Source organism: Exiguobacterium sp. s191 (genome assembly GCF_018618955.1).
Classification (GTDB): domain Bacteria; phylum Bacillota; class Bacilli; order Exiguobacteriales; family Exiguobacteriaceae; genus Exiguobacterium_A; species Exiguobacterium_A abrahamii.
In genome coordinates, this window is record NZ_JACSNC010000001.1 from 988,136 (window position 1) to 1,011,034 (window position 22,899).

Sequence of the window (22,899 nt, forward strand, 5' to 3'; positions counted from 1 at the left end):
GAGACGGTCTGTTTGTTCATAAACGAATCAGGATGATGCCACCTAGCATGACAAGTAGACTGACGATCTGCACACCAGTGACCGGTTGTTTTTTCGCACCGAACCAGCCGAAACGGTCAATCAATAGGCTGCCGGTCAGAAGACCGATCGTGACGATGACGACGGCGAGTCCTGTACCAACGAGCGGAACGATGAAGGCATTACCGGCAACGAACAACGCACCGATCAATCCCCCGATCCAAATCCAAGCAGGTAAGGGTTGCGAACGATCGATGTGCCATTTCGTTCGGAGGATCAGATTCAGTAATAACAAGGTGATCGTACCGATGACGAATGAAATCAAGGCACCTTTGACGGCTGACCCGAGAACACTTCCGAGATGACCATTGATCGCCGTCTGGGCAGCACTCATCATACCCGTCAGAATCCCGAGCAGACGCCAGACAAGCACCGAGTTTTCTGATGATGCCACCTGTTGCTTCCGCCGTCGTGCGAAATAGTCACCAAGCGCGACCGTCCCGACGACACCGAGTAACACAAGCACTGCACCGATGACCCGTGTCAACGAAAGTGTCGTGACGTTCGCTTCAAACAATCCAAAATGATCGATCAACAGTCCCATGATGACTTGACCGAAAATCGGCATGATGACCGTTTGGACGCCTCCGAGTCGCGGAAACAGCAGGATGTTTCCGGTCAAATAGATGACGCCGAGCAACCCTCCACCCCAAATCCAAAACGGTTCATCGGCAGTAGCTGAGAGACCTGTAAAATCCCCATCGACGAGCAAGACGAGAAGCAGTAGGAAGAGTGAGCCGATCGAAAAGGAAATCAGCGAAGCGAGGAACGGTGAACCGACGACACCCCGTAATCGTGTATTGACACTCGTTTGAACCGGCACGAGCAGACCGATGATGAATCCAATGATGATAGCAAGCATACGAGGACCTCCTTCTTCATGTGCCTTTCCATCATACGGCAGGCTCGCACGCGGAAGCGACAGGAATGCTCAAAAAAGGAGCCGGTTCATCGACCGGCTCCACGAATTATATCTTTTTCCACGACTTCGGATACGTCCTTAACTCCTTCTTCGTCGGATGCTCGGCATCGAGACGTTTTCCGTTTCGTTCAAGTCGCATATCGGACACGAGCAAAGCAATCGCAAGAACGACGTAGACGGCAAAACTAAGGAAGAATGGCAAGTCGAATACGATCAGCATCGGGAAGAAGAGTCCCATCAAGATGACGAACAGAAAATCCGTCACGTACTGCCATTGAATGATTCTCTTCATCTGTGGCTCTTCTGTTAATGCCATATCACGTTCGACTTCTTGCGAGTGAAGCCGCGCAATCCAGACCAATGCCACAAATAATAAAAATAGTGGCCAGTACACGTCCCGATTGGCGACGACCAAAAATATACTGACACCGTACAACAACGAGCTGTATAAACGTGGTTTGACGAGTTGCCGCTTTTCTTCTTGAATGAACGCGATGCGTTCGGCTTTCGTTTTCATCTAAATCCTCCAACTGATGTGACGTATCTTTTTAATCTGATCGAACTGTCCGAGATCGACCGATGTACTCGACTTTATTTTGAAGTACACGATACATCCGGTATTCTCCCGTCGGTGCCGACTTCAGCTGAACGGCAATCTGATGACGTCGTGATTTTGATGATTCCGACGATACGAAGTACGGTTTGACCGATGCGATATCATCGCGTCCGAACTGCTTCGTCACGTGTCGAACGACTTGTACTTCAACAATCTGTTCATAGGTCGCATCCCGTTCATCTGCGATCATCCACCAGCCGACACCGCTAATTATTACGAGTAATAGAATCGCCCCGATCGTTTTTCGCATTTCGATCCCCCCGGTTCACGTGCCATTACTTACTGTTTCAATTCGTGAACGAGGTTTTCCTGCTTTCGTCGGGTGACGAACCAAGCAATGCTTATGACAAGAACTATTAAACCGACAATGGTTCCGGCAATCGTCGGTACGTTGAAGTAAAATGATCCCGTATCATCAATCCGTGTCACGAAGAAGGTCGCACCAAGTCCACTGATCAGTCCAAAGGTGATGCCACTCCCAATGAATAAGAGCATTTGAATGAGTGTCAGCTGCCGGAGCTTGTTCCGTGTCAACGCAATCGTTCGGAGCAAGGCGTATTCGCCTCGTTTGCCACTCACGAAACTGAGTAAGGCGTTCGCAAGTCCGAACCAGACGGATCCACTCATGACGACAAGCGCAATCAAGAAGACGAACCAGCGTTCCATCGTTTGTTGCTCCGCATCGCGAAGCGCGTCAGATAGTCGATTCACTTGCAATGTCGGATAACTTTCTGTGATCTCTAATAATGTTGTGGTCACTTGCGCCTTCGTTAACTCGGACGGAACGTCGATAAAGACATTCAAGATCTGATCGTTCGGTTGCCGCAGCTGCTCGTTCCGCCAATCCACGAGGACATCTGGTGCCATCTTCTTTTCGATTCCAACGATTCGGAATTGACCGACCGAAACGCTTCGTTCTTGTTCCCCGTCCCATCGCCCGAGCGGCAACATATCGCCTTTTTGAAGACTGTGTGTTTTAGCGAATGTACGTGAGACGATGATTCCTTCTGTGTCACTCGTCTGTTCTCCCGCTAAGACGTCCAGACGACGATAGTCCGTCACTTCGTATTCGATCGAGATATCTTCTTGAGGCGACTGGTATTCGAAGGAATTGCGAGACGACAGGAAGGTCGCTCTTGCGCCAGGTAGGTCGGTTTCAATTTGTCGAATCAATTGCAACGGGTTTCCTTGCGATCCTTCATCCAAACGACTCTTTAGGACGACTTCTGTCGGATATTGGCTGGTGATGTACTTCCGCTCGTTTTGTTGCACCGTCTCAAGGAACGTCGAGCCGATGACGACGATGATCATCAAGACTTGAACGATCAGCATCAACCAAGCATTTTTCCGGAGTTGCGGTAACACGCCCCGGAAGGCAACGAAACTCGTCGGTCCCGCTAACCGACGAACAATCGGTTCCGCTCGCTGGAGCACTCCCTTCAAGAGGAGTGGCGTCGCAAGATACATCGTCAGTAAAAAGGCGACGGTCGCAACGAGCCAGGCGATCGCCCGTGACCCACCCGTACTGGCAATCACTTCAGCGAATAATACTAAGCTGCCGGTCAATCCACTACTGAACAGGACGAGACGTTTTCGCCGGGTCGGTCGTGACGCCGTTTTCAGATTTTCTCGCAAGACGTGGAGTGGTAACACATCCCGTTTTCGATAAGCCGTACTCGCGAGCAACAGCAGAATTAACAAGGCACTACCGAACGTTACGAGCATCAAGAACGCTCCCTGATCAATCATGAGGGAGACAATCATTTTACCCTCTGTCGGCCATACCAGTTGACCAAGTAACGGTAAGCAAACACTGCCTAGAATCGTAAGCATCGTGCCCGTTAAGACAATCAATCCAGATTGAACGAAGAACAGCTGAAACAGTTGTCGGGTCGTCGCCCCAAGCGTCCGCATGATCGCAAATTGGACGGCATGTTTACGTAAATACAAGTCGAAATTCGCCATCAAGATGAACCCGGACACGACAAGGATCAATACTGACAAGATTCCGATGTAGCCGTTCAGCGCCGGTGAGAGCGCTTGCCCTTCCGAAAGTTCAATTCGGGGCTTCGGATTCGTTTTGACGAGCGTATCGGCATAGTGGACGAGATCCACCTCTTTTTTTAGATTGAGCAAGACGGCTTTCGTTTCGATCGGATGGTTCTTTTTCAGATCAGCATACGAAAGCAAGACTTGATCGTGCGAAGCTTCAGATGTTTTTGTATTTGGTAAAATCTCACGGATCCGATACGTCGCTTCTCCAACGCGAAGCGTTTGCCCGACACTACGATCCAGCGACGTCGCGAGTCGAGCTGACAGGATTGCTTCTCCCTGTTCCAATTCGTTCGTGAAATGATACCGACTTTTCGTCAGGGCATCCGAATGAACTCCTATCGTCTCCACGTCAGCCATCGTTTGACCAGCGACGCGCGCTGTCGTCTGTAAGATCGACTCTGCTCCCAAGACATCGTGATTCTTTTTAAGTTGCTCCAACACGGACTGATCCGCCTGCTCGTCTTCAGGTGTATATTTGACCGTCAGATCGACTTGACCATATCTTTGTATACGATCTGTCTCGATTGCGGCTTGATTATGTAGTAAAAAAATGACCATCGTTAAGACAAGACCAATCGAAATCATGACGCTTCCGATTGAGGTCACTAAAATCATCGGACTTTTACGGTACAGACGGTGCGAAAGACGGAAGAGATGTTGTCGTTTCATACAGCCCCCACGAACTGCTCGTATGTCTCTAAGATCGGCGCCACATCACCGGTCGACAGTTGATCGGCAACGATTTGTCCGTCATGGAAATACAGTACACGTTTCGCATGAGCGGCTACGGTCGCATCATGGGTCACGAGCAGGATGCTCGTCTGTTGTTCGCGATTGAGTTCTTGAAGCAATTGCATGATTTCAGCAGAAGTCTTGAAATCGAGGTTCCCCGTCGGCTCATCCGCTAAGATGATCGGTGGTCGACTGATCAAGGCACGTGCGATTGCGACACGTTGTTGTTGTCCACCCGACAGCTCTTGCGGTCGATGATTGTTCCACTTCGTCAGTCCGACTCGTTTGAGCCAAGTGTCTACCTCTTGGTTGATCCTTTTATCATCCGTCCCCTTCAACATCAATGGTAAAGCGATGTTCTCCTGAACTGTCAAATCATCGAGCAGATGAAACGATTGAAAGATGAACCCGATGTGTTGCTGACGGTATAACGTCGCAGCAGGCTCAGTGAAGATGTCGCGTTGCCGTTTTTCCTTTAAGGTCAACGTTCCGCCGGTTGGCGCGTCAAGCGCTCCCAGAATATTCAACAGTGTACTTTTACCGGAGCCACTCGTGCCCATGATGGCGATGAACCCTCCTTCCTCTAACGTAAAGCTGACTTGTTTTAATGCATGAATCGTCTCCGTACCACGTATGTAGGTTTTTGATAACCGTTCGACTTCTAATAAAGCTGACACGCATATCCCTCCTTAGTTATTCCGCCTTTATCATAACCATAATAAGGATGATTTAGAAGTAAATGCAAAAAAATCCTCATCTAAACGACGAGGAGTTACTGGTTATTGTCGGACATATTTTAATGGAATCAAATCCGCAATCCGGACTTTCGTCAACTGATCGTCGATCGTCAAGAGGACAAATGCGTCCGGTGCATAGTCGGAAATCAATTCGCGACACATGCCGCACGGACTGACGACACGAATCGTTCGGTCCGCCTCATCCGAATAGGGATGTCGGACGGCGACGATCGTCTCAAAATCCGTCAATCCATCCGTGATGGCGGAACCGATCGTGATGGCTTCCGCGCACACCGTCACCCGTCCGATATAGGCTTCGACATGAACACCCGTTTTCGTCGCGCCATCTTTTGTCCGCAACGCAGCTGCGACGTGATGTTTATCGTCGGTGTAACGGCTTTGAATCGTTTCGGTTGCTAGTTCGACCAGTTCTAGGTCGGCTTCTGTAATCGGATAAGTCTGCATAATCTGCTCCTTACGTATCTTTTTTCTTATAGGTCAAACCGATGAATTGTGCTTTTTCATTGAACAGTCGACGGTAGGATAGAAAACCAACGAGGACCGATGCCATCGCTGCCGTCGTCAAGATTAGGAATAGAATCAATAGTTGATAGAGGACGGCTTCCATCGGATCCGCGCCACCGATGATCAACCCACTCATCATCCCTGGCAGTTGAACGAGCCCCATCGTTTTTTGCGCTTCGATCGTTGGAATCATACTTGTCCGGATCGCGCCTTTTAAGCTCGTATCAATCGCTGTCTTCGCATCTCCACCAAGTGAAAGAATCAGCTCGATGACCTCGTCGCTTCGTTCGACCTCGTCCTTGAACTTATTGAGAAACAATAGCGACAAAATCATACAGTTTCCGATGACCATCCCGCTGATTGGAATGACTTGCTGGGCTTCGAACGGAATGATTCGTAACCCGAGCAAAATGCCCATCGTCAATGCTTCGACCGCAATCAGTGTGAACAAGATGATCCACTGGATCCCGGGAATCCCGTCCCCTTTACGGATGACGTTCAGTGTCGCTGCACCGATCATCAACAGAATCATCAGTAACATGAAAATTGGACTTCCGCTTTCAAAGACGAACGTCAAAATATAACCGATGATCAACAGCTGTACAATCGATCGAACGGTTGCGATGATGATGTCCTTCTCTAGACCAAGCCGTAACGTCCGTGCTAAGACGAGGGGAATCAAAATGAAGATGAGCGAAGTCGCCAGTTGGAGGTAACTCATACCGATTCCCCCTTCAAAAATGCTTGCGTCTCGGCTTGACCATTTGAAGCGAGTTCCTTGAATGCACCAGACTCGATCAATCGTCCATCCTTTAAAAACCAAATGTCGTCGCTGACCCGCTTGGCTTGCTCTAAGTCATGCGTAATCCAAATGATTGTCGTCTGTAACTCCTGCTGTAGATCAAGGATTAGCTTCTCAATCTCTTGTACCATCCGGTAATCGAGACTTGCCGTGATTTCATCGAGCAACAGGACGTCCGGACGATTGACGAGTGTCCGTGCGATTCCAAGTCGGCTTCGTTCGCCACCGGACAAATCTTTGACCGGTCGCTCAAGTTCGACAGATAGATCAACTTGTTGTAGCAAACGTTCCGCTTCTTCGCGCGGTAACGATTCACCGAAGATCGATTTCGGCAAATTGATATTATCGTAGACGGTACCTGGAATCATCGGCGCGCTTTGGAACGCCATCCCGATCCGTTTGCGGACGTCGAGCAAATTCATCTGCTCAAGTGGTTCGCCTCGAAAACAAATTTCGCCGCGATCGGGAGAAATCAGTCCATTGATATGTTTCAATGTCGTCGATTTCCCGGCACCACTCGGTCCGACGAGCGTCGTAATGACACCTTCGCGGAACTCACCTGTTATTTCGTGTAAGATGTGTTGATAGCTGACTTCGTGAAACGTAAGAATCGACATACTGTGTGTTCACCTGACTTTCTACAAGTTTCGGGTAATGCTCCTGTAATGTTGTACCCGAAAATCCGTCACCTTAGTACGTCAAGCGACACTTCCTTACGCGTGGATGATCTCTCCGGCAAAATCATACGGTACCGTTCGACCAGCAAAGAGCGATTCTTTTGATGCTTCCGGTAAATTGAGGTGTTTGAACGCTTCTTCACGGTCCATCCAGACAAGTCCGGAAATCTCTTCTGGAACATTCGTCTTTAATTGACCGGAGGTGATTTCTCCCGCGAAGAAGAAAAAGAGACAATGTTCCCTCGCTTGCGGGAAGAATGCTTCTGCCACGTGGACGATGTCGCCTGGAATGATCGTAAATCCTGTCTCCTCCAGTACTTCGCGCGTGATTGCCGTATGTAGCGTTTCGTCTCGTTCGACCGTCCCACCGGGCAATGTATAGTAATCACCGTGATCGCCACGATTCTCGACCATCAATAATTGATCGCCTGTGGCATTGAATAATGTCGCATAGACGATGTTTTTACAGATATTCATGTTCGTCCTCCTATTTTCTTCTTTCCGTCTGAATGATACAAAATAACGGATCCAGTTGAATCTCACTTATGCGGTAATATTCATCATCACTATGATCAAGTAACAGACGTTTTCCGTTTTCTTCAACATATTTTAAGGATTGGATTGTTTCAATTCGTAATCGTGACAGCGTCTCCCCAGTCGGTCGGAGGACATGGAGTTCAATTTCAGTAAATGCCGGATACAGAATAAACTGAATACGCTCTTTTGAGGAGTTGTGTAACATGTATTTAGACCGCTGATAGAATGCTTCTTCCTCCGGAAACTCAAGAATCGGCTCTACTCCGAAAAAATAGAGGCTTTCTAACTCTTCTGGTATATGAATTTTCTTGTCGTCCTTCATTATATCGATGTACCGTCCTGTAAAATTATCTTCCAAGTCTCCACTTCTGATGTCAAAAAGCTCACTAATTCGCTCATCTCTCCTTCAGTCGGCAAGAAAGATACACCCGCTCTCGCGTAGACATCTTGAATCGAATGGGTTTGACTAAGAGCTAAAGCTGCGACGAAATCTTTCAGCGTTTGGTCGGGATCTTTCGTGAAACGGTAATACAACTGAAGAGCGGCAATCTGAGCAATCGCGTACTCGATGTAATAGAACGGCGTCTCAAAGAGATGGATGACACTCATCCATTCGTGGCCTTTCCAATCGGGTGTTTCCGACCAATCGATGACGTCCGTATCGTATGATTCTCGGAGATCGGCATAATAGGCATGTCGTTCTGTCGGATCATGGTCGGGGTGAGCATAGAGCCAAGATTGAAAACGATCGACGATGATCGTCTCGGGTAAGAACTCGACAATGGAACGCATCTGTTCGAGTTTTGCCCGGGCAACGTCTTTTTTATCCGGAATCACCTGATGCCATTCGTTCATCGTCAACAACTCGAGCGACATGGCAGCGAACTCCCCTACTTCAAGCGGAATCGGTTGTAGTCCGTCGTACGTTTCTTTCATCGCATCATGATGGACGGCATGGCCGATCTCATGCATGAAGATGACGAGATCATCAAACGTATCGATGCGATTCATGAATAAGAACGATTGTTGTTCGACCGGTAAATACTCACAAAACCCTCCGCCGGCTTTGTTCGACCGGGCACCGATATCGAGATGATTCCTATGTCGCATTTCTTTTAATACGTCCGCAAAATATGGATGAACACTCTCGAGAATTGCTTGTGCCTTGTCTAAGAATGAAGTGTCAGAACCGGTCACGTGATGATCAATCTGTGTATATGCCGATTGTCGGACGTCCCATGGATGGATCGTCTGTTTACCGAGAAACGTTTGTTGTTCGCGCTGAAATCGCCGTTTGACCGGTAGAAAGTCGGATTGAATGATGGTGGCGTAATGATCGACATCTTGACTCGTATAATCGACGCGTCCGAGTTCTGCAAAAGCTAGTTCCTCGTATCCGATCTTACCACTTGCAGAGGCACGCGCTTGTCGTAAATCAACGAGTCGTGAAAACAACGGTTGAATGACGGATTCTTTCGTGCGGAACGCTTCCTCAATCGATAAGAGCGCTTGTTTTCGAGTTGATTCATCCGCGTCAAATAAAGCAGCATAGAGATCCGAAACCGACTCTCCCGATTTTGTCAGCATCGTCGCCTCAATTCGGAGATAGTCTTGAATGAGCCGTGCTTCCTCTTCTGTCACACTTGTTGCTCTGAGTGATTGTTCAAAACGTGCTCTCGTTCGAAGTGTGACGTCATCGCGCGAGGCGAGATCCATTTTTACGGAATGTCTCAACGTATCGAGCTTATCCGATAGTTGCTGACGCCCTTGTTCGTATTCAGAAGTGGTACCGGGGTCTGTGACGTCCTGGAGATACGCGATTTTTTGTTTGAGCAATGTCTCTTCCATTTGGAGAATCGAAGCAATCTGGTGCGTAACATTCTCATCATTATTAATAACATTGTTTATACATGACTGAGATTTCATCGACGGATTTCACATCTCCTTTCAACTTATTCCAGTATACAGTTTATGCCAACGATATGATCGGTTTACAAATAATTGACTATTATATTATCTTTTTTGACTATTATCGTTGTCAAAAAGACTATGATAAGTTACATTATATAGGAGGTGAATCCCTATATGAAATCCAGGTTAAAAGAATTACGCGCCCGTCACGGGTGGAATCAGTCTGAACTGGCACGGCGTGCGAACATTTCGCGCCAGACGATCAGCTTAATCGAACGCGAAGAATTCATGCCGTCGCTACTAATCGCCGTCAAAATTTCTCGTGTGTTTGACACACCGTTAGAAGACATCTTTTATTTCGATGAGGAGGAATTAACATGAACAAGGAAGCAGTCAAGGTCATCATCGCAGCATTACTCGGTGGTATCAGCAGTTATTTCGTCATGTTTGTCCTCAAAAATACCAATTTGTCACAGTTTGAACGATCGCTCTATCTTGATTACATATTCACTGGTCTTTTCGTTATCTTGACGATCTTGACTCTGAGTTACGTCATACGCTATTTACAAATTCGTCAATTGACTCGACGATCCGTTTCTTCCGACGAAGAGGACGCGATTGACGATCAAGTGAATCGCTACTATGCGGACGGCATGATGATCGTGCAGTTTTCCAATCTCCTCAGTATCGGGCTCGCTTCTTTTAGCATCATTGAAAACCAGTTCGGACTTCATTTGATACTGAGCGGATTCTTTTTCGTCATCAGTTGTATTGCCTCTGTTTTTTATCTTAATCTCATGCATCATATATATCCGGACCGTCAGTTCCCGAAGTACTCGGAAACAAACTATATCAAAAAGCTGTTCGCTGCTTCAGATGACGGCGAGCGACACGTCATGTTAGAGGGACTCATCCGTTCACAGTCTTCTTTGCAACTCCTATTGATGGGGATTATCGTCGTATTGGTCGTGTATTCGTATGAGACCGGTCAATCTCAGATCTTTGCAATCAGCTTATTGATTATCGCCTTGATCTGGAGCAACGCAAAATATTTTCTCCATGTACGCAATCGCTAAAAAGGAGCATCCGGTCCGTCGACCGGGTGCTCCTTTACATGCCTTCAAAAATCACGATGATTTTGTTGCTGATGGACATCATGTTGATTCAATGTATATTCCTGATCGTCGAGCGATCGATGTTTCGATTGACTCCGCGCTGAAATGAACCAAACGACTCCACCAACGGCGAGAAAAATAGCAATAAAGATCATAGACACCCTCCTTTAGATTCCTTTTTTACTTTATTCTTCCAACAATCTGGTTTTTCCTTTACGATAAGATAGAAGATATTAATTTATAGGGGGCGTTAGGATGTTCGGCAAAGAACCGACATGTATGCATTGCGGCAAAACGATCGAAGGAAACGAAAAAGTCTACATTCAAATGCGTTATCCAAAACATCGCGGGATGACGGAAGTCAAAGCTTACTTAAAAAGCGAAGGTCGTTTCATCTGCGAAAAATGTTTCGCTGAAAAGACAGAGTCAAAGGGGTAAGCACTTATGAACCTGAAAGAGAGTACGATTTTAGTTACAGGAATGACCGGAACGCTTGGCTCTCGTGTTGCGCGACGTTTTCTAAAAGAAGCGCGTGAAGTGCGCGGTTTGTATCGCTCTCAGGAACAAGCGGATCAATACGCTTTCAAAGGTGTCCACGCAGTCATCGGTGAACTCGGTGATCCGAATTCGCTTCTTACAGCACTTCAAGGCGTCGATCTGTTGATTCACTGTGCTGCCTATCTCGGAGATGATCCCGATTTAGCACAGGAAGCAAATGTTACAGGTGTACAATATCTCGCAGATGCTGCGACAAAAGCTCGTGTCAAGCGCATCATTCACATCTCGACGACTTCCGTGTACGGCGAAGTCGTGAGTGGACATTTTACGGAAACGTCACCGCTCCTACCGTCCGAACATGTCTACATCCATACAAAGCAGGAATCCGAACGCCTGTTACAGGAATATACACCCGATTCCGATTTAATCATCTTACGTCCAGGATCAATTTGTGCCGAGGAGCAGTCCTACTGGGGGGATCGTCAAGTCGAGCGGATGAAGGAGGCGGATGTGATTACCTGGGTGCACCCGGACGATGTCGTCCCGTGGGTCCATACGGATAATCTAGTCGAAATGATCATGATCTCCGCAAAAAATGCGCATAATGAGGACATCATTAATGCGATCGATGCGAATCTACCGGAGACGGATTTTCGGTTGAAGTTGATCCATGCGAGCGGCACGCCATACCGAACACCGAAGCGTTCGGCGGAACGCGCTACTTTCTCGAACGAACGAATCAAACAACTCGGATACGTTCCACTCCGAACACCGCAAGAGACGATTGAACAGTTGATTCAATCCTTTACAGTAAAATCATGATTTCGCAAGCAATTATATTAGTAAACGGACACGTATTGCTGGTACGACAGTATGTAGCGCGAGGAGAAAACGTTTGGAATTTTCCTGGCGGACAAATCGAGCCTGGTAATTCACCCCAACAAGCGTGATGTGCTCCAAGAAAAAGGCGCTGACTCAAAAGTCAGTCTCTCCAAAGATAAGGGTGGCAGATTCATGATCTGCCACCCTTATCTCGTAAAAAAAGAATGACGCGTCACACGCCACTCCTACAGGAAAAAGCGCATTTATGCGCTGTCAGAGACAAACAAGCCCGTTTTCCTGCTTAAATAAAGCAGGAAAACGGGCTTGTGTCTCGCCTGAGGAAAGGGCGTGAAAAGACGCGTCATTCTTTTTTTGAGTCAGCCTCTTTTTCATACTATCGTTTGAAGCCAGTCGTACCATTTTTCCCGATCATGCCGTCTTAACTCCGCAAGCGTCTGAATGACTTGCTCTGTTCCAAGTCTCTGTTCTGCTTCAGACGAATCCGTCTTGTCCAGTGAACGATCGAGATTGAAGACTAACCAGTCAAGCTTGCTGTGGACACTGCGGTCGATGACACTGTGCCAATCGACATCGAGTACTTGATTCGTCGTTGCATATCCGTTTAAGAACGAAGAAAAACGTTCTGCATCGTACGTGCCATCCACCCGGCTTGACCAATAACAAGCGGTCTCGAAAAGATCGAGCATCGGATGAATCGGTCCGGCAGACTCCCAGTCGATAACGACCGGTCCGGTTGTTGTCCAAATGACATTCTTCGGATCGAGGTCACGATGACTGATGACACAGTCATTCCCTAACGTCTTCATCGAGCGGCATACATCCGCTTCGATTGCTCGTAGTTGCTGCACCAGTTCCCCCAACTGTCTCGCCCAACGCTTATTCTGCATTTGTCCTTGTTGAAGAAAACCATTCCAATCAATCGGAACATACTCAGATGAAGCAGAAGGAATCGACGGCGTCGTTTCGATCGCCGCTCGATGTAACGTACCTAGTACGTTACCAATGGCTTCTGCATGCATCGGACATAAGTCCTGCGTTTTTAAAGTTTGTCCGTCGATCCACGGGAACAAGAGACAGCATGATTCTCCCACTGCATACAACGGTCCATCTTGGCGAAGTGCCGGCAACGCAGGTAGCAACTTTGCAGCGGCAGACGCCACATCCTCGGATTGAATGAAGTTAGCTCGAGCCGTCTTCCGCTTCATGATTTGTTGATTTAGACGTTTTACGACGAAGTGTCCTGTATCCGTCGAAAAACGGAACATCTCGTGCATCAGTCCTCCTGAGAGTGGTGAAAGATCCTGCTGATACATACCAATTCGAAAGTCTAGGCATAATTTTTTCATTTGTTCGTCATTCATTGAAAACTCCTTTTACTTAACGCTTACGCGGATTGATCCGTTTGTTTCGTATGACGAATAAAATAATATTCACCGATGAAAATCAAGATGATACTGACGAGGGAGACGATCAGTACGAGCGGATCCGTCTTTCCCTTGAGATACAGAAATGCCAGCAACACGATGGCGTCAAACAAAATCGCCAATGTGACCACCCAAACGCGAACATGCAACTGCTTACGAAGATGTTTTAAGACGCCGACATGAATGATGATATCCATGACCAAGTACAGAATTGCTCCCATCGACGCAATCCGAGATAGATCGAAAAAGACAGTTAGCAACATCGCTAGGACGATCGTATAGACTAACGTATGTTTTTGCACGGATCCCGGCATCCCGAAATGACGATGCGGAATCATATGCATGTCCGTCAACATCGCAAGCATCCTTGAGACGGCAAAGACGCTCGCAATGATGCCAGAAATCGTCGCAAGGAGCGCGATGGATACCGTGAACCAGACGCCTTTATTTCCAAGTAACGGGCGGGCTGCTTCAGCTAACACATAGTCTTTCGCTTGAATGATTTGATCAAGCGACAATGTCGATAAGACGGAAAAGGCTAACAAGAGATAGACGATCAAACTAATCAGGATGGACAACATGATGGCTACGCCGACGTTTCGTTTCGGGTGTTTAATTTCCGAGCCGCTGTTCGTGATGGTCGTAAACCCTTTAAACGAGAGAATCGTTAGTGCGACAGCCGCGACATAATTCGTAATCGACCCATCCGACGTAGTGTTCGGACTATCCAGCTCAAATCCACCAATCGATAAAATCAAAATGCCGAACAGAACGAGAGCTCCGATCTTAAGCGCTGAAGTGATTAACGAAAATGTTTGGATAAACGAATTCCCAGAGATGTTGACGATGAATGCCCCAATCAATAAGACGACACCGAGTATTGGAATCCAGTAACTAGCCTGTTCTCCTGGTACGAGTTGTAACAAGTAGGTACCGAACGTGCGCGCCACGAGACTCTGATTGATGATCATCGAGATTGCCATCAGCAGGGCTGCAGCGGCAGCAATCGTTCCCTTACCGTATGCTTTGACAAGAAACATGCCGATTCCTCCAGCTGATGGAAAAGCATTGCTCAATTTGATATAAGAATAAGAACTAAATCCAGTCACGATACCGCCAATAATGAAAATATACGGCAACCAGGAACCCGAGAGTTCTGCGACCTGTCCGAGCAAGGCAAATATCCCGGCACTGATCATAACACCAGTTCCAAGACCAACGGCTCCTTTTAAACTAATACTGTCTTTTTTATACTCTGCCACTATCGTTCCTCCTCTTGATACTTCAGTAAGTTAGATACAGTTTCCCTTACCGGTCCTGAATTAATCATTTTTCAATTTCAGACCTGCTCCTTTATACTGATAAGGGTCGATTCCTACTATGAAGAATGAAAGAGAAGAGGTTTATTATGAAACAAATTCATCACATCTGCATTCAGACGACGGACTACGCTGCGTCTAAAAACTTTTATGAACAGCTCGGGTTCTCGCTCGTCCAAGAGTCACCTGGTTTTCACGACCGTGCCTTTAACAGCTGGTTGTGTCTTGGTGACTTCTATATCGAGTTGCAAACACCGAAATCAGGTCAATCGTTCACCGATTATACGAAACAAGCGGCTGGTCCCGTCCATTTCGCCCTCTACGTTGACGACTTGCAAGAGGAAGTAACACGCCTAGAACGACTCGGTATGCCCTTTTTACCAAAGGACGGTGGTAACATCTATTTCGTCGTCGATGGCCATCTCAGCAAATTAAAAGCACCAGAAGGAACAATCATCGAGTTACGAGATACGTTTGCAATAGAGGGTTGAAGCACTTGCACTTGTAATTGTGATATTAATGGTTCCAAAAATGAACTAAAAGAGGAATGATTGAATCAATCCATTCCTCTTTTCTCTCTATGTAGCTTACATGAATCGACACTCCTCACATCTTTCGATTCACGTATAGCAATACAAGCGGAAAGAATAAAAGTTGCCCTCCTAATGCTAGCAACAGAGCAAATTGAATGTCTTTTATGATCGACAGATTGACGAGAATCAAGATCAAAAAAAGATATCCGATACTTACGAGATAAGCGATATGTCCACTACGGATTTTAATCGTTCCTTGGCGCTCATCATACGGTTCCGTTGGCGAGAATACCGTTCCTGCGATACGTGACGTGACACCAGCTAAAGTGAGGATGATTCCGAGTGTTTTAGCCGCCGGATCCGTCATCGTTAAGTACAGACCTACTCCAATTAAAATGATATCTAACAACACATTGACTCGCTTCATTCTACTCCCTCCTCATTCATTCGATTCGGTGTAAAGATGTCTTCGATTCGCCGTTCAAACAGATCAGCTAGTGTAAACGCGAGGTCGAGTGACGGATTATACCGCTCTTTTTCGATGGAAATGACCGTCTGACGCGACACGTTCAATCGTTTTGCCAGTTCGCCTTGCGACCAACCTCGTTCTTCGCGCATCTCCTTGACCTTATTTTTCATGATTTCACCTCGTAGTCCCACTATATGTAAATAACACACTACCTGTCAAGTTTCCTTTACACCCTCTTCATACGCTCCCTCATGATATACCGATCGTCTCTCCCGACCTGAATCAATCCCGCTTTTTCGAGTACTCGGATTGATGCTTGATTCGTCGACTCCGTCTTCGCAAGTACCCCTGTCACTTCCGTTTGTTCAAACGCCCATTCAATCAATGCTTGAACTGCTTCCGTCGCAAACCCTTGATTGAGATACGCTGGTAACAGACCATAACCGATTTCGATCGCTTGTCGTATGTCCGGCTTCCCCTTAAATCCGATATCCCCGATTACTTGACCATCCTTTGTCATGACGAGCCAGCTGCCCCAGTATAGCAGCGAGGGATCTGACGCGAGTAACGTCAAGTGATGCTGAACTTCCGGTCCGTTATCGTAGTGCTGTTGTTGTAAACGTGTCACGTCATTCGCTGTACATGGATGAATCGTCAAGCGCTTTGTTTGAAGGGTTATCATTACTTTGTCTCCTTTTTTTAGGTTTGCCACCACTGTTGTAGGTAACGTTGGATATACCAACAAACGATAAAAAGACTTGTTGCACCGAGTATACTGTAAAAAATAGGAATCCCTAAGCGGATCAATCCATATAAGACGGCAAGCAATAAGAACGTCGCTGGTAATCCGAGTAACACACTCTTTAAGAATGTACTCAGTTCTGCCCGTTCACTTCCCTGTTTAACGAGCCAGGCAAAGCTAATCAAACTGACGACGGGCAACGCGGACAACACACCACCCAGTGACGGTGAACGCCGGGCGACTTCCGTGACAAGACCGATGACCAGTGCGCTCGAAAGCACCTTAACGAGAAAAGCAGTCATCTGCCGCCTCCCGCAACAATCGAAACGCCTGTTCAATCGCCTGTTGATCTGTTTTTGACATCGTAGCAAGGACTTGATTCAACCGCTTGGGATCGAGTTCCGTATGACGACGAACGATTGTATCCCCCAAGTCTGTCAAACCAATCGTCACTTGGCGTTGGTCTTCTGGATTTCGTTTTTTTTCGATATAGCCTAATCCCTCCAACTTTTTGACGTGCTCAGACATCGTATTATGTGAGAGGCGAAATGCCTCGGCAATCTGTTTGATCGTCGGATTCGTCGCAAATTGAATGTGTTGCAAAATGCGCACACTTTGGTGAGACAGGTTTTCCTCGAACCGAGGATGTAGTTGATAATAAATTTTTGCAAAATCAGATGGAATCATATTACTCCTCCTTATATCGTATAATCCGAATATATCGTAAATTACGATATATAACCAGAGAAAGAGGTATTTTCATGAAAAAAGTGTTAGCTACTATCGTATTGGTCATTCTTTTTCTCAGTGGATGTCAGACCGAGACGACGATGACAACGACAGACCTCATCGCGGCGGAATTCATTGAACAAGGTCAAGACGTCATCCGCTTGAACGATCGCGTGTATCGACTAGATCAGGTCGTAACCGTCTCGAGTCTTTTCTTGACTCCTGGTCCACGTGTTCAAAAAATAGCACCCGAAAAGACGCTCGAGGACGGCATGGCAACTCGTCTTCAGAGCGGTACGGTCATCTATCAAGAAAAAGATGATACGATGTTTCTATATGTGCAGCGAAACAAGAAGTGGTATCGCTATCAATCCATTCCTGAAGGATGAGGAGGAAGACAGATGCAGTATCCAACGACATTGGGCACGAAAAATGGCTACATCCACAATCCAACTTCCGCTGAAGCGATTCCTGTCCGTTATCGTGCCGTGATTCGAGACATCGTCGCCTTTGTACAAACCTTATCCGCGTTTCATGGCGTGTACTTGTATGGCAGCGTCGCAAAAGGAACGGCGCGTCCCTTTGAATCCGATCTCGATTTTACACTGATTTTGACAGAACCGTTGACGGAAGAAGAACACATGCAGTTAGATGAACGGACGGAAGACTGGTTGAAGGACTATCCATTCGTCACCAAAATCGATTATGACATCGGTCTGCTTGGCGACGTCATACGGGATGACGAAGCACTTCGCTGGGGCGTCTGGCTGAAATCCGTCAATTTGTTTTTGGCAGGCGAAAATCTCCAATCTCGATTTCCGTTTCTCCGTCCGACACGTGCTCTTGGCTTCGCATTAAACAGTGGGCTATCCGAGCAGTTGAGGTCTGATCTATCACGTCTAGAGAAAGGGCGAGTCACCTTGCTTGATTCGGATTCGATCGTGAAGCGGATCGTTCGGAGTGCCTATCATTTCCTCTTAGAAGACGATCAAAGCTTCGTGCATGACTTAGAGACACTCCGCTCGATCCTGTTTCATTATTTTCCTGACGAACCGCGCTTTTTAACGTTGTTCGCCGCTTACGATACACACCAAATCGTCTCGCTAGAAGATGTCCGTTACTTTGTGGACTGGTTCACGTCTCGAATGCCGGACGAATCAATCCTTTAATCGAAACAAACCGGTCCACAGTCCAGCATGACCAAATAATGCCTCTGGATTGTCGACGGGTTTCATTTCCGTTAGTTCGATGACGTCGAATGCATCGAATATGGAGAGTAATCGCTCTTTCGTATAGCCGAGTCCGCCTTGGAGACTATTTTCTTGATAGACTTCCCAGTCAGTCAACGTCGCCCCGCCAAGCGGACCGCCCGCAACAAAACACGTTAATCCGAAATATCCTCCTGGTCGCAACATCTCCTTCATTCGCGTCACGTAGGCCAAACGTCGATGTGGCGCCATATGGTGAAAACAGCCTGAATCGTAAATGAAATCATATGTATTCTGTTCTGTCGTCTCTAGAAAATCTTGCTTTCGAAACGCAACGTGTGCTCCAGTCTGTTGTGCTTGTTCCGTTGCCCATTCTAACGCGGTTGCTGAAAGATCCAGTCCCGTCACCGAGAAATCGTGTGTTGCGAGATAGATCGCATTTCGCCCCGGTCCTGTTCCGAGATCTAGTGCGTCACCTGGCGAGATCCAGCCCTGTTCGACGTAGCGAACTAAGTTGTCGTCAGGAATGTTCTTAAAAAACGGGACCGGTTTCGTCCGATCTTCATAAAACTTGTCCCAAAACGGTTCTGGTTCACCCAATCGCGCATCAAGCATCTTTAAAATATCCTCCATCGTATCAATCGTTTGTGTTTCGTTCATTCATCGTTTCCCCCTCTTTTCTTCTATAATATTGTATTCGTGTTCCACCTCTTATTTTCCTGTACTTCTCGGATGAAAATGCTCTATTTTTCTTACCTTACGATATTGTTAGTATGTTCTCGCAATCGCCCATGCTACACTAGCCTTTAATTGAAACAACCATTCAAAAGGGAGATATCTTGCATGCGTCAACATCCGACTTCCACTTCCACCTTAGCAACGGATGAGAAGATCATCCGCTTGATTCAAGGTCTTCATCAAATGCACCATTCACCTATGAAAGCTACCCATTATCAAAAGTTAGCAGCTCAACTTCCTTACCCTTCGCTTGAAGAAATCAACGCCCGATTCGGTTCGTGGGCACACCTGTTAGAACGAGCTGGAATCGTCAAGGCTTCCCATTTATCGACGAAAGAACGCATGACGCTGAACCGTCCCGCTGCGGTCAAGCGAACGAAGCGGTGGTCGATCGAAGAAAGCGTTGCTTTTTATGTCGCACAAAAAGGAACGAACATGACGATTCGCTCCTACACGGAATTGCGGGATCTACACCCCGAGATGCTGAGTGCGAATACGATCATTCGTCGGTTCGGCACCTGGAAAAAGGCCTTAGCACACTTCGATCTCACCTCGAACGGCTTCTTCACCGATCAAGACTGCTTAGATGCTCTTCAACAAGCTGCAGCCACACATGGACCGCTTCTGACGAGTCAACAATATGCCAAGTGGGCGCGTGCGCACCAAGCACCTTCACTGACGTTGTTGATTGAACGCTTCTCCAGTTGGCGCGAAGCCTTGCGTCGTCTCGACAGCGAATAAAAAGGATCGTGCCCGCTGATTGATTCGACGGGACACGATCCTTTTTGATTATTGTTTTGGCAATCGTAAAAGCTCATGATCCGCTCCTTCAGCGCATTGACGTAACGTATAGACCGACTGTTCCTTCACTTCGAGCTGTCGACAGACTTCGTTTTTACGATCATCGTCTGTCGTGCCGAACTGATCACGCGATGAATCGGACGTGTAGTGATACGACTTACCATCATACTTGACGTCATACAACACCGGGTCGCCTTCAGTCGTAAACGCCGTGATGCGGATCTGATCTGATTTCCCTTGCGTTGAGTTCTTCAAAAAGGACTCGAATCGGTCGCAGTTCGTAACATCCTTCTGGACGATGATATCGCCATTCTCCTTCGCCTCTTCCATCGTATATTTTCCGCAACCGGCTAAACAAAGCAGACATACTATAAGACTGAGCTTCCGCATCCCTCACCGACTCCTTCTCACTGTTTCACTAATAGACGATCGAGGCGATACAGTTGCGACGTAAAGCCCTCCTTCATCCCCATACCGAGCACTTCTTGCACGGCTGCTTCTGTCTCATAGGTCGACTCGAAGACGATCAACGTCGTCTCCCCGTGGTCGAGAAATGTCGTGACATTCTCGCTTCCTGGTAAATGTTCAGAGATCGCCCCTGACGCGTCCGAGAAATAATCGGCATGACTATACGTGTTCGGAGCATCGATGTTTCTGAAAATCGCTTTCCCCCACGACTCCATGCCGTAAAAGTCACCTTGCGCCGGATCAATACAGCGCATGCAATAATGCCACACACCACCTGGTTGAAACTCAAACGTCTCGATCGTCGTCTCCCAGCCTTCCGGTCCCCACCACGCTTCGAGCTGCTCTTTTTCCGTGAATGCGGCAAAGACGCTATCTCGCGGCGCCTCACACGTCCATTCCATTCGTAGAGTCTTCCCCTCAATCGAAGTCTTCAATTCCTTTTTCATTCGTCCCGTCTCCCTTCACGTTCGACTGAATCTGCTTCAAATGTGCGTCTAGACGATGCATGCGGGCTTCCATTTGTGCAAGCGAGTTGCTCCACATGACGAGCTCTCGAAACGCTTCTGAGCGAAGGCTATACAAGCGACGATTCGCCTGCCGTTCGACAGTGATTAGTTCCGCGTCGAGCAACAGCTTCAAATGCTTCGAGGTTTGCGGTTGGCGTAAGTGTAGTTGTTCAGCCAACTCATTGACGGAGCGAGGACCGTTTCGTAACGCTTCGATGAGTTGAATCCGTGTCGCATCTCCGAGGGCTGAGAATCGTATTGATATCTGATCATTCATATCCGTTCACCTCTTTATTTTATATATTCCCAATTTAGAATATTCCAAACTAAGAATATAAAAAATGCAAAATGATTGTCAGATGCGTTCAAATGGCGTACGTTCTAAACAACCTGTATGAAAAGAGCGTGAACCAATGAAGACCGAATGGATGGAAGCATTCCTCGTCACCGCGGAGACCGGCAGCCTGACGAAAGCAAGCGAAGTACTGCATATGACGCAACCGGCGTTAAGTAAACAAATCAAAAGTCTTGAGAGTGCACTCGACGTCTCGCTGTTACACCGTTCGGCACATGGTGTCACGTTGACGACAGCTGGCGAAATTGTCTTTGAAGAGAGTCGCGAACTGCTTGACCGGATCGATCAGATGAAACGGCGGATCGGTACGATCGACGAACGAACGACCCTGACGCTCGGATCATGGCCAAGCGTCGCGATGACGTATCTCCCCCGTCATGTTTCACGACAAGCGACGGCACCGGATCTCAAATTAAAGACGGCGCATACGACGATCGATTTGATGCAAGGTCTTGAAGAACGCCGATATGATGCTGTCTTACTCGACGATCGTCACCATGTCCATCCTTATCATACGACCCATTTGTATACGGAGAACTTTTTGCTTTACGTCCATCAAGACGACGAACGATTCACAGGCTGTACGTCTGTAGCGTTTGATCAAATTCGTGACGCCTCTTTCTTATCGCTTCCGATCGATTGCGATTCGACGAACATCCTAAAGGACGCGTTCATCGAGCGAGGTGCCGTCTACCAAGCAGAAAACGAGATGGAATTCGGATCGAGCGTCCTCGGTTTCATCCGTGCAGGACTGGGTATCGCTCTATTGCCGGAGATTTTCCAAGACGGACTATCCCCTGAAATCAAGACGTTACCGGTCGACGGGTTTGATGTCGTCCGCGAATTGTCACTCGTCTCACGAGACGCCTCCCATCATGCGATCCTGCTTGATTTACTCGGTCAGTCGCGCTGAAGGTGCACTTGTAGTTCATGTCTTAGATCATCAACCTGATTTTGTGAAATCGCCGAGTCCGGTGTCTCACCGTACCGGACGAGATGATAGATTGATGGATCGAGCGTGACATCAATCCGCTGTAACCATTCGCCGACCGTCTCTTCGGAGCGGCGGCGTTTTTGTCGTGTCAGTTGCCGATCGAACGTTTGTAACAGACGGCGAATCTCTGACTCTGATTCTTCACCAACAAGTGTTTGTCGGATCGAACGATTTGGGGAAAACACCGGCGGCGGGTCCATTAAATCGTCGATTACAGTCTCTCGTCTGCGTCGTTTTCGCAAACGCTTCAAGAAGTAAAGTACACTGAAGAGGACAGTCAGTAGTATGACAAGACCGACGACACCGTAAAAGGTAACAACTCCTAATGCATCCTTATCCGCAAATCCCCCGCTTTGGATGTCCATTTTTTGCTTGGTCGGTTTTCCTTCTTCCTTTCCGCCTCCATCAGCCATAAATCGAGCTTGATAGGTTGCTGGATCATAAAAGAAATAACGATAGACTTCTGTACCGACCAGTTGAATCGCAGCAAGGCTCACGAGTGCTATACATAATGTCACAACTAACCCACGCTTCATCTCATCCCTCCTTTTCAATATTTTACCAT

The 22,899-nt window shown here is 47.4% G+C and carries 33 protein-coding genes; 10 read left to right on the top strand and 23 right to left on the bottom strand.

The window, feature by feature from the left end; genetic code table 11:
- Positions 1-16: 16 nt before the first annotated feature.
- The 10 genes from KNQ09_RS05330 to KNQ09_RS05375 form a co-directional block, all read right to left on the bottom strand.
- The gene (locus KNQ09_RS05330; protein WP_214857752.1) at positions 17-940 is read right to left on the bottom strand and encodes a DMT family transporter; all 924 of its coding nucleotides are present in this window, start codon (positions 938-940) and stop codon (positions 17-19) included.
- A gap of 106 nt (positions 941-1,046) precedes the next feature.
- Positions 1,047-1,517 carry a hypothetical protein gene (locus KNQ09_RS05335; RefSeq protein ID WP_214857754.1) on the bottom strand — a complete coding sequence of 157 codons (471 nt, stop codon included), beginning with the start codon at positions 1,515-1,517 and terminating at the stop codon, positions 1,047-1,049.
- 31 nt (positions 1,518-1,548) lie between these two features.
- Entirely contained in the window at positions 1,549-1,866 is a 318-nt protein-coding gene (locus tag KNQ09_RS05340; RefSeq protein ID WP_214857755.1) for a hypothetical protein, read from the bottom strand.
- Between the two features lie 29 nt (positions 1,867-1,895).
- On the bottom strand, positions 1,896-4,340 hold the full coding sequence (locus tag KNQ09_RS05345) for an ABC transporter permease (protein WP_214857756.1): 2,445 nt from the start codon (positions 4,338-4,340) through the stop codon (positions 1,896-1,898).
- The gene (locus KNQ09_RS05350; RefSeq protein ID WP_214858577.1) at positions 4,337-5,086 is read right to left on the bottom strand and encodes an ABC transporter ATP-binding protein; all 750 of its coding nucleotides are present in this window, start codon (positions 5,084-5,086) and stop codon (positions 4,337-4,339) included. Before KNQ09_RS05350 ends, KNQ09_RS05345 begins: the two co-directional genes overlap by 4 nt.
- 96 nt (positions 5,087-5,182) lie before the next feature.
- On the bottom strand, positions 5,183-5,605 hold the full coding sequence (locus tag KNQ09_RS05355; protein ID WP_064299781.1) for a cytidine deaminase: 423 nt from the start codon (positions 5,603-5,605) through the stop codon (positions 5,183-5,185).
- Between the two features lie 10 nt (positions 5,606-5,615).
- Complete coding sequence (locus KNQ09_RS05360) at positions 5,616-6,386, bottom strand: ABC transporter permease (protein ID WP_064299780.1); 771 nt, start codon at positions 6,384-6,386, stop codon at positions 5,616-5,618.
- On the bottom strand, positions 6,383-7,084 hold the full coding sequence (locus KNQ09_RS05365) for an ABC transporter ATP-binding protein (RefSeq protein ID WP_064299779.1): 702 nt from the start codon (positions 7,082-7,084) through the stop codon (positions 6,383-6,385). The genes KNQ09_RS05360 and KNQ09_RS05365 overlap by 4 nt, the downstream gene beginning before the upstream one ends.
- 96 nt (positions 7,085-7,180) lie before the next feature.
- Complete coding sequence (locus tag KNQ09_RS05370) at positions 7,181-7,621, bottom strand: NUDIX domain-containing protein (RefSeq protein WP_214857757.1); 441 nt, start codon at positions 7,619-7,621, stop codon at positions 7,181-7,183.
- 381 nt (positions 7,622-8,002) lie between these two features.
- On the bottom strand, positions 8,003-9,529 hold the full coding sequence (locus KNQ09_RS05375; protein WP_214857758.1) for a M3 family metallopeptidase: 1,527 nt from the start codon (positions 9,527-9,529) through the stop codon (positions 8,003-8,005).
- Between the two features lie 237 nt (positions 9,530-9,766).
- On the opposite strand from KNQ09_RS05375, the gene KNQ09_RS05380 reads away from it, so the two are divergent.
- Together KNQ09_RS05380 and KNQ09_RS05385 are read left to right on the top strand one after the other, a co-directional pair.
- Positions 9,767-9,973, top strand: coding sequence for a helix-turn-helix transcriptional regulator (locus KNQ09_RS05380; protein WP_023468455.1), 207 nt, complete (start codon positions 9,767-9,769; stop codon positions 9,971-9,973).
- A complete protein-coding gene (locus tag KNQ09_RS05385; RefSeq protein ID WP_214857759.1) occupies positions 9,970-10,668 on the top strand; it encodes a DUF3169 family protein in 699 nt (232 codons plus the stop codon). Before KNQ09_RS05380 ends, KNQ09_RS05385 begins: the two co-directional genes overlap by 4 nt.
- A 44-nt stretch (positions 10,669-10,712) precedes the next feature.
- Here KNQ09_RS05385 and KNQ09_RS05390 read toward each other — a convergent pair whose 3' ends face one another.
- Entirely contained in the window at positions 10,713-10,862 is a 150-nt protein-coding gene (locus KNQ09_RS05390) for a hypothetical protein (protein ID WP_023468457.1), read from the bottom strand.
- A gap of 100 nt (positions 10,863-10,962) precedes the next feature.
- Here KNQ09_RS05390 and KNQ09_RS05395 point away from each other — a divergent pair, with 100 nt between their 5' ends.
- From KNQ09_RS05395 to KNQ09_RS05405, 3 genes are read left to right on the top strand one after another with little or no spacing between them, the layout of a single operon-like run.
- A complete protein-coding gene (locus tag KNQ09_RS05395) occupies positions 10,963-11,145 on the top strand; it encodes a Fe3+ hydroxamate ABC transporter substrate-binding protein (protein WP_149427483.1) in 183 nt (60 codons plus the stop codon).
- A gap of 6 nt (positions 11,146-11,151) precedes the next feature.
- Positions 11,152-12,027: an NAD-dependent epimerase/dehydratase family protein gene (locus tag KNQ09_RS05400; protein ID WP_214857760.1), complete on the top strand. Its 876-nt coding sequence runs from the start codon at positions 11,152-11,154 to the stop codon at positions 12,025-12,027.
- Positions 12,024-12,155 (top strand): NUDIX hydrolase, encoded by a 132-nt coding sequence (locus tag KNQ09_RS05405; protein WP_195864935.1) that lies wholly within the window; start codon positions 12,024-12,026, stop codon positions 12,153-12,155. Before KNQ09_RS05400 ends, KNQ09_RS05405 begins: the two co-directional genes overlap by 4 nt.
- A gap of 261 nt (positions 12,156-12,416) precedes the next feature.
- Here the strand turns inward: KNQ09_RS05405 and KNQ09_RS05410 are convergent, their stop codons facing one another.
- Together KNQ09_RS05410 and KNQ09_RS05415 are read right to left on the bottom strand one after the other, a co-directional pair.
- Positions 12,417-13,409 carry a phosphotransferase gene (locus KNQ09_RS05410; protein ID WP_214857762.1) on the bottom strand — a complete coding sequence of 331 codons (993 nt, stop codon included), beginning with the start codon at positions 13,407-13,409 and terminating at the stop codon, positions 12,417-12,419.
- Between the two features lie 23 nt (positions 13,410-13,432).
- Positions 13,433-14,734, bottom strand: coding sequence for an APC family permease (locus KNQ09_RS05415; protein ID WP_214857764.1), 1,302 nt, complete (start codon positions 14,732-14,734; stop codon positions 13,433-13,435).
- 146 nt (positions 14,735-14,880) lie between these two features.
- Here KNQ09_RS05415 and KNQ09_RS05420 point away from each other — a divergent pair, with 146 nt between their 5' ends.
- On the top strand, positions 14,881-15,282 hold the full coding sequence (locus tag KNQ09_RS05420; RefSeq protein WP_214857766.1) for a VOC family protein: 402 nt from the start codon (positions 14,881-14,883) through the stop codon (positions 15,280-15,282).
- 115 nt (positions 15,283-15,397) lie between these two features.
- On the opposite strand, the gene KNQ09_RS05425 is transcribed toward KNQ09_RS05420, so the two are convergent.
- The 5 genes from KNQ09_RS05425 to KNQ09_RS05445 are packed head-to-tail and all read right to left on the bottom strand — an operon-like array spanning position 15,398 to position 17,222.
- Positions 15,398-15,751, bottom strand: coding sequence for a hypothetical protein (locus KNQ09_RS05425; RefSeq protein ID WP_214857768.1), 354 nt, complete (start codon positions 15,749-15,751; stop codon positions 15,398-15,400).
- Positions 15,748-15,963, bottom strand: a complete 216-nt coding sequence (locus tag KNQ09_RS05430) for a helix-turn-helix transcriptional regulator (RefSeq protein WP_251138096.1) — start codon at positions 15,961-15,963, stop codon at positions 15,748-15,750. The genes KNQ09_RS05425 and KNQ09_RS05430 overlap by 4 nt, the downstream gene beginning before the upstream one ends.
- 56 nt (positions 15,964-16,019) lie before the next feature.
- A complete protein-coding gene (locus KNQ09_RS05435) occupies positions 16,020-16,475 on the bottom strand; it encodes a GNAT family N-acetyltransferase (RefSeq protein ID WP_251138097.1) in 456 nt (151 codons plus the stop codon).
- A gap of 17 nt (positions 16,476-16,492) precedes the next feature.
- Positions 16,493-16,837 (bottom strand): DUF3147 family protein, encoded by a 345-nt coding sequence (locus KNQ09_RS05440; RefSeq protein WP_195864929.1) that lies wholly within the window; start codon positions 16,835-16,837, stop codon positions 16,493-16,495.
- Positions 16,818-17,222, bottom strand: a complete 405-nt coding sequence (locus KNQ09_RS05445) for a MarR family winged helix-turn-helix transcriptional regulator (protein WP_214857770.1) — start codon at positions 17,220-17,222, stop codon at positions 16,818-16,820. The genes KNQ09_RS05440 and KNQ09_RS05445 overlap by 20 nt, the downstream gene beginning before the upstream one ends.
- A 74-nt stretch (positions 17,223-17,296) precedes the next feature.
- Between KNQ09_RS05445 and KNQ09_RS05450 the strand changes: the two genes are divergently transcribed.
- Positions 17,297-17,653 carry a hypothetical protein gene (locus KNQ09_RS05450; RefSeq protein WP_214857772.1) on the top strand — a complete coding sequence of 119 codons (357 nt, stop codon included), beginning with the start codon at positions 17,297-17,299 and terminating at the stop codon, positions 17,651-17,653.
- Between the two features lie 12 nt (positions 17,654-17,665).
- The gene (locus KNQ09_RS05455) at positions 17,666-18,433 is read left to right on the top strand and encodes a nucleotidyltransferase domain-containing protein (protein WP_214857774.1); all 768 of its coding nucleotides are present in this window, start codon (positions 17,666-17,668) and stop codon (positions 18,431-18,433) included.
- Here the strand turns inward: KNQ09_RS05455 and KNQ09_RS05460 are convergent.
- Entirely contained in the window at positions 18,422-19,132 is a 711-nt protein-coding gene (locus KNQ09_RS05460) for a class I SAM-dependent methyltransferase (protein WP_214857776.1), read from the bottom strand. The genes KNQ09_RS05455 and KNQ09_RS05460 overlap by 12 nt on opposite strands.
- Before the next feature lie 183 nt (positions 19,133-19,315).
- On the opposite strand from KNQ09_RS05460, the gene KNQ09_RS05465 reads away from it, so the two are divergent.
- Positions 19,316-19,951 (top strand): homing endonuclease associated repeat-containing protein, encoded by a 636-nt coding sequence (locus tag KNQ09_RS05465; RefSeq protein ID WP_214857778.1) that lies wholly within the window; start codon positions 19,316-19,318, stop codon positions 19,949-19,951.
- A gap of 48 nt (positions 19,952-19,999) precedes the next feature.
- Here the strand turns inward: KNQ09_RS05465 and KNQ09_RS05470 are convergent, their stop codons facing one another.
- From KNQ09_RS05470 to KNQ09_RS05480, 3 genes are read right to left on the bottom strand one after another with little or no spacing between them, the layout of a single operon-like run.
- Complete coding sequence (locus tag KNQ09_RS05470; protein WP_214857780.1) at positions 20,000-20,401, bottom strand: DUF4362 domain-containing protein; 402 nt, start codon at positions 20,399-20,401, stop codon at positions 20,000-20,002.
- Between the two features lie 17 nt (positions 20,402-20,418).
- On the bottom strand, positions 20,419-20,925 hold the full coding sequence (locus tag KNQ09_RS05475; RefSeq protein ID WP_050677252.1) for an SRPBCC family protein: 507 nt from the start codon (positions 20,923-20,925) through the stop codon (positions 20,419-20,421).
- The gene (locus KNQ09_RS05480; protein ID WP_214857782.1) at positions 20,897-21,262 is read right to left on the bottom strand and encodes an ArsR/SmtB family transcription factor; all 366 of its coding nucleotides are present in this window, start codon (positions 21,260-21,262) and stop codon (positions 20,897-20,899) included. Before KNQ09_RS05480 ends, KNQ09_RS05475 begins: the two co-directional genes overlap by 29 nt.
- Before the next feature lie 136 nt (positions 21,263-21,398).
- On the opposite strand from KNQ09_RS05480, the gene KNQ09_RS05485 reads away from it, so the two are divergent.
- Entirely contained in the window at positions 21,399-22,253 is an 855-nt protein-coding gene (locus KNQ09_RS05485; protein WP_214857784.1) for a LysR family transcriptional regulator, read from the top strand.
- On the opposite strand, the gene KNQ09_RS05490 is transcribed toward KNQ09_RS05485, so the two are convergent.
- Positions 22,241-22,870 carry a hypothetical protein gene (locus KNQ09_RS05490; protein ID WP_214857786.1) on the bottom strand — a complete coding sequence of 210 codons (630 nt, stop codon included), beginning with the start codon at positions 22,868-22,870 and terminating at the stop codon, positions 22,241-22,243. The two genes, KNQ09_RS05485 and KNQ09_RS05490, sit on opposite strands and share 13 nt — an antisense overlap.
- Positions 22,871-22,899: the final 29 nt, after the last annotated feature.

Bases quoted from the DNA above. Each gene is read 5' to 3' on its own strand.
- KNQ09_RS05330 (WP_214857752.1), bottom strand. From the start codon at position 940: ATGCTTGCTATCATCATTGGATTCATCATCGGTCTGCTCGTGCCGGTT.
- KNQ09_RS05335 (WP_214857754.1), bottom strand. From the start codon at position 1,517: ATGAAAACGAAAGCCGAACGCATCGCGTTCATTCAAGAAGAAAAGCGG.
- KNQ09_RS05340 (WP_214857755.1), bottom strand. From the start codon at position 1,866: ATGCGAAAAACGATCGGGGCGATTCTATTACTCGTAATAATTAGCGGT.
- KNQ09_RS05345 (WP_214857756.1), bottom strand. From the start codon at position 4,340: ATGAAACGACAACATCTCTTCCGTCTTTCGCACCGTCTGTACCGTAAA.
- KNQ09_RS05355 (WP_064299781.1), bottom strand. From the start codon at position 5,605: ATGCAGACTTATCCGATTACAGAAGCCGACCTAGAACTGGTCGAACTA.
- KNQ09_RS05360 (WP_064299780.1), bottom strand. From the start codon at position 6,386: ATGAGTTACCTCCAACTGGCGACTTCGCTCATCTTCATTTTGATTCCC.
- KNQ09_RS05365 (WP_064299779.1), bottom strand. From the start codon at position 7,084: ATGTCGATTCTTACGTTTCACGAAGTCAGCTATCAACACATCTTACAC.
- KNQ09_RS05370 (WP_214857757.1), bottom strand. From the start codon at position 7,621: ATGAATATCTGTAAAAACATCGTCTATGCGACATTATTCAATGCCACA.
- KNQ09_RS05375 (WP_214857758.1), bottom strand. From the start codon at position 9,529: ATGGAAGAGACATTGCTCAAACAAAAAATCGCGTATCTCCAGGACGTC.
- KNQ09_RS05380 (WP_023468455.1), top strand. From the start codon at position 9,767: ATGAAATCCAGGTTAAAAGAATTACGCGCCCGTCACGGGTGGAATCAG.
- KNQ09_RS05385 (WP_214857759.1), top strand. From the start codon at position 9,970: ATGAACAAGGAAGCAGTCAAGGTCATCATCGCAGCATTACTCGGTGGT.
- KNQ09_RS05390 (WP_023468457.1), bottom strand. From the start codon at position 10,862: ATGATCTTTATTGCTATTTTTCTCGCCGTTGGTGGAGTCGTTTGGTTC.
- KNQ09_RS05395 (WP_149427483.1), top strand. From the start codon at position 10,963: ATGTTCGGCAAAGAACCGACATGTATGCATTGCGGCAAAACGATCGAA.
- KNQ09_RS05400 (WP_214857760.1), top strand. From the start codon at position 11,152: ATGAACCTGAAAGAGAGTACGATTTTAGTTACAGGAATGACCGGAACG.
- KNQ09_RS05405 (WP_195864935.1), top strand. From the start codon at position 12,024: ATGATTTCGCAAGCAATTATATTAGTAAACGGACACGTATTGCTGGTA.
- KNQ09_RS05410 (WP_214857762.1), bottom strand. From the start codon at position 13,409: ATGAATGACGAACAAATGAAAAAATTATGCCTAGACTTTCGAATTGGT.
- KNQ09_RS05420 (WP_214857766.1), top strand. From the start codon at position 14,881: ATGAAACAAATTCATCACATCTGCATTCAGACGACGGACTACGCTGCG.
- KNQ09_RS05425 (WP_214857768.1), bottom strand. From the start codon at position 15,751: ATGAAGCGAGTCAATGTGTTGTTAGATATCATTTTAATTGGAGTAGGT.
- KNQ09_RS05430 (WP_251138096.1), bottom strand. From the start codon at position 15,963: ATGAAAAATAAGGTCAAGGAGATGCGCGAAGAACGAGGTTGGTCGCAA.
- KNQ09_RS05435 (WP_251138097.1), bottom strand. From the start codon at position 16,475: ATGATAACCCTTCAAACAAAGCGCTTGACGATTCATCCATGTACAGCG.
- KNQ09_RS05440 (WP_195864929.1), bottom strand. From the start codon at position 16,837: ATGACTGCTTTTCTCGTTAAGGTGCTTTCGAGCGCACTGGTCATCGGT.
- KNQ09_RS05445 (WP_214857770.1), bottom strand. From the start codon at position 17,222: ATGATTCCATCTGATTTTGCAAAAATTTATTATCAACTACATCCTCGG.
- KNQ09_RS05450 (WP_214857772.1), top strand. From the start codon at position 17,297: ATGAAAAAAGTGTTAGCTACTATCGTATTGGTCATTCTTTTTCTCAGT.
- KNQ09_RS05455 (WP_214857774.1), top strand. From the start codon at position 17,666: ATGCAGTATCCAACGACATTGGGCACGAAAAATGGCTACATCCACAAT.
- KNQ09_RS05460 (WP_214857776.1), bottom strand. From the start codon at position 19,132: ATGAACGAAACACAAACGATTGATACGATGGAGGATATTTTAAAGATG.
- KNQ09_RS05465 (WP_214857778.1), top strand. From the start codon at position 19,316: ATGCGTCAACATCCGACTTCCACTTCCACCTTAGCAACGGATGAGAAG.
- KNQ09_RS05470 (WP_214857780.1), bottom strand. From the start codon at position 20,401: ATGCGGAAGCTCAGTCTTATAGTATGTCTGCTTTGTTTAGCCGGTTGC.
- KNQ09_RS05475 (WP_050677252.1), bottom strand. From the start codon at position 20,925: ATGAAAAAGGAATTGAAGACTTCGATTGAGGGGAAGACTCTACGAATG.
- KNQ09_RS05480 (WP_214857782.1), bottom strand. From the start codon at position 21,262: ATGAATGATCAGATATCAATACGATTCTCAGCCCTCGGAGATGCGACA.
- KNQ09_RS05485 (WP_214857784.1), top strand. From the start codon at position 21,399: ATGAAGACCGAATGGATGGAAGCATTCCTCGTCACCGCGGAGACCGGC.
- KNQ09_RS05490 (WP_214857786.1), bottom strand. From the start codon at position 22,870: ATGAAGCGTGGGTTAGTTGTGACATTATGTATAGCACTCGTGAGCCTT.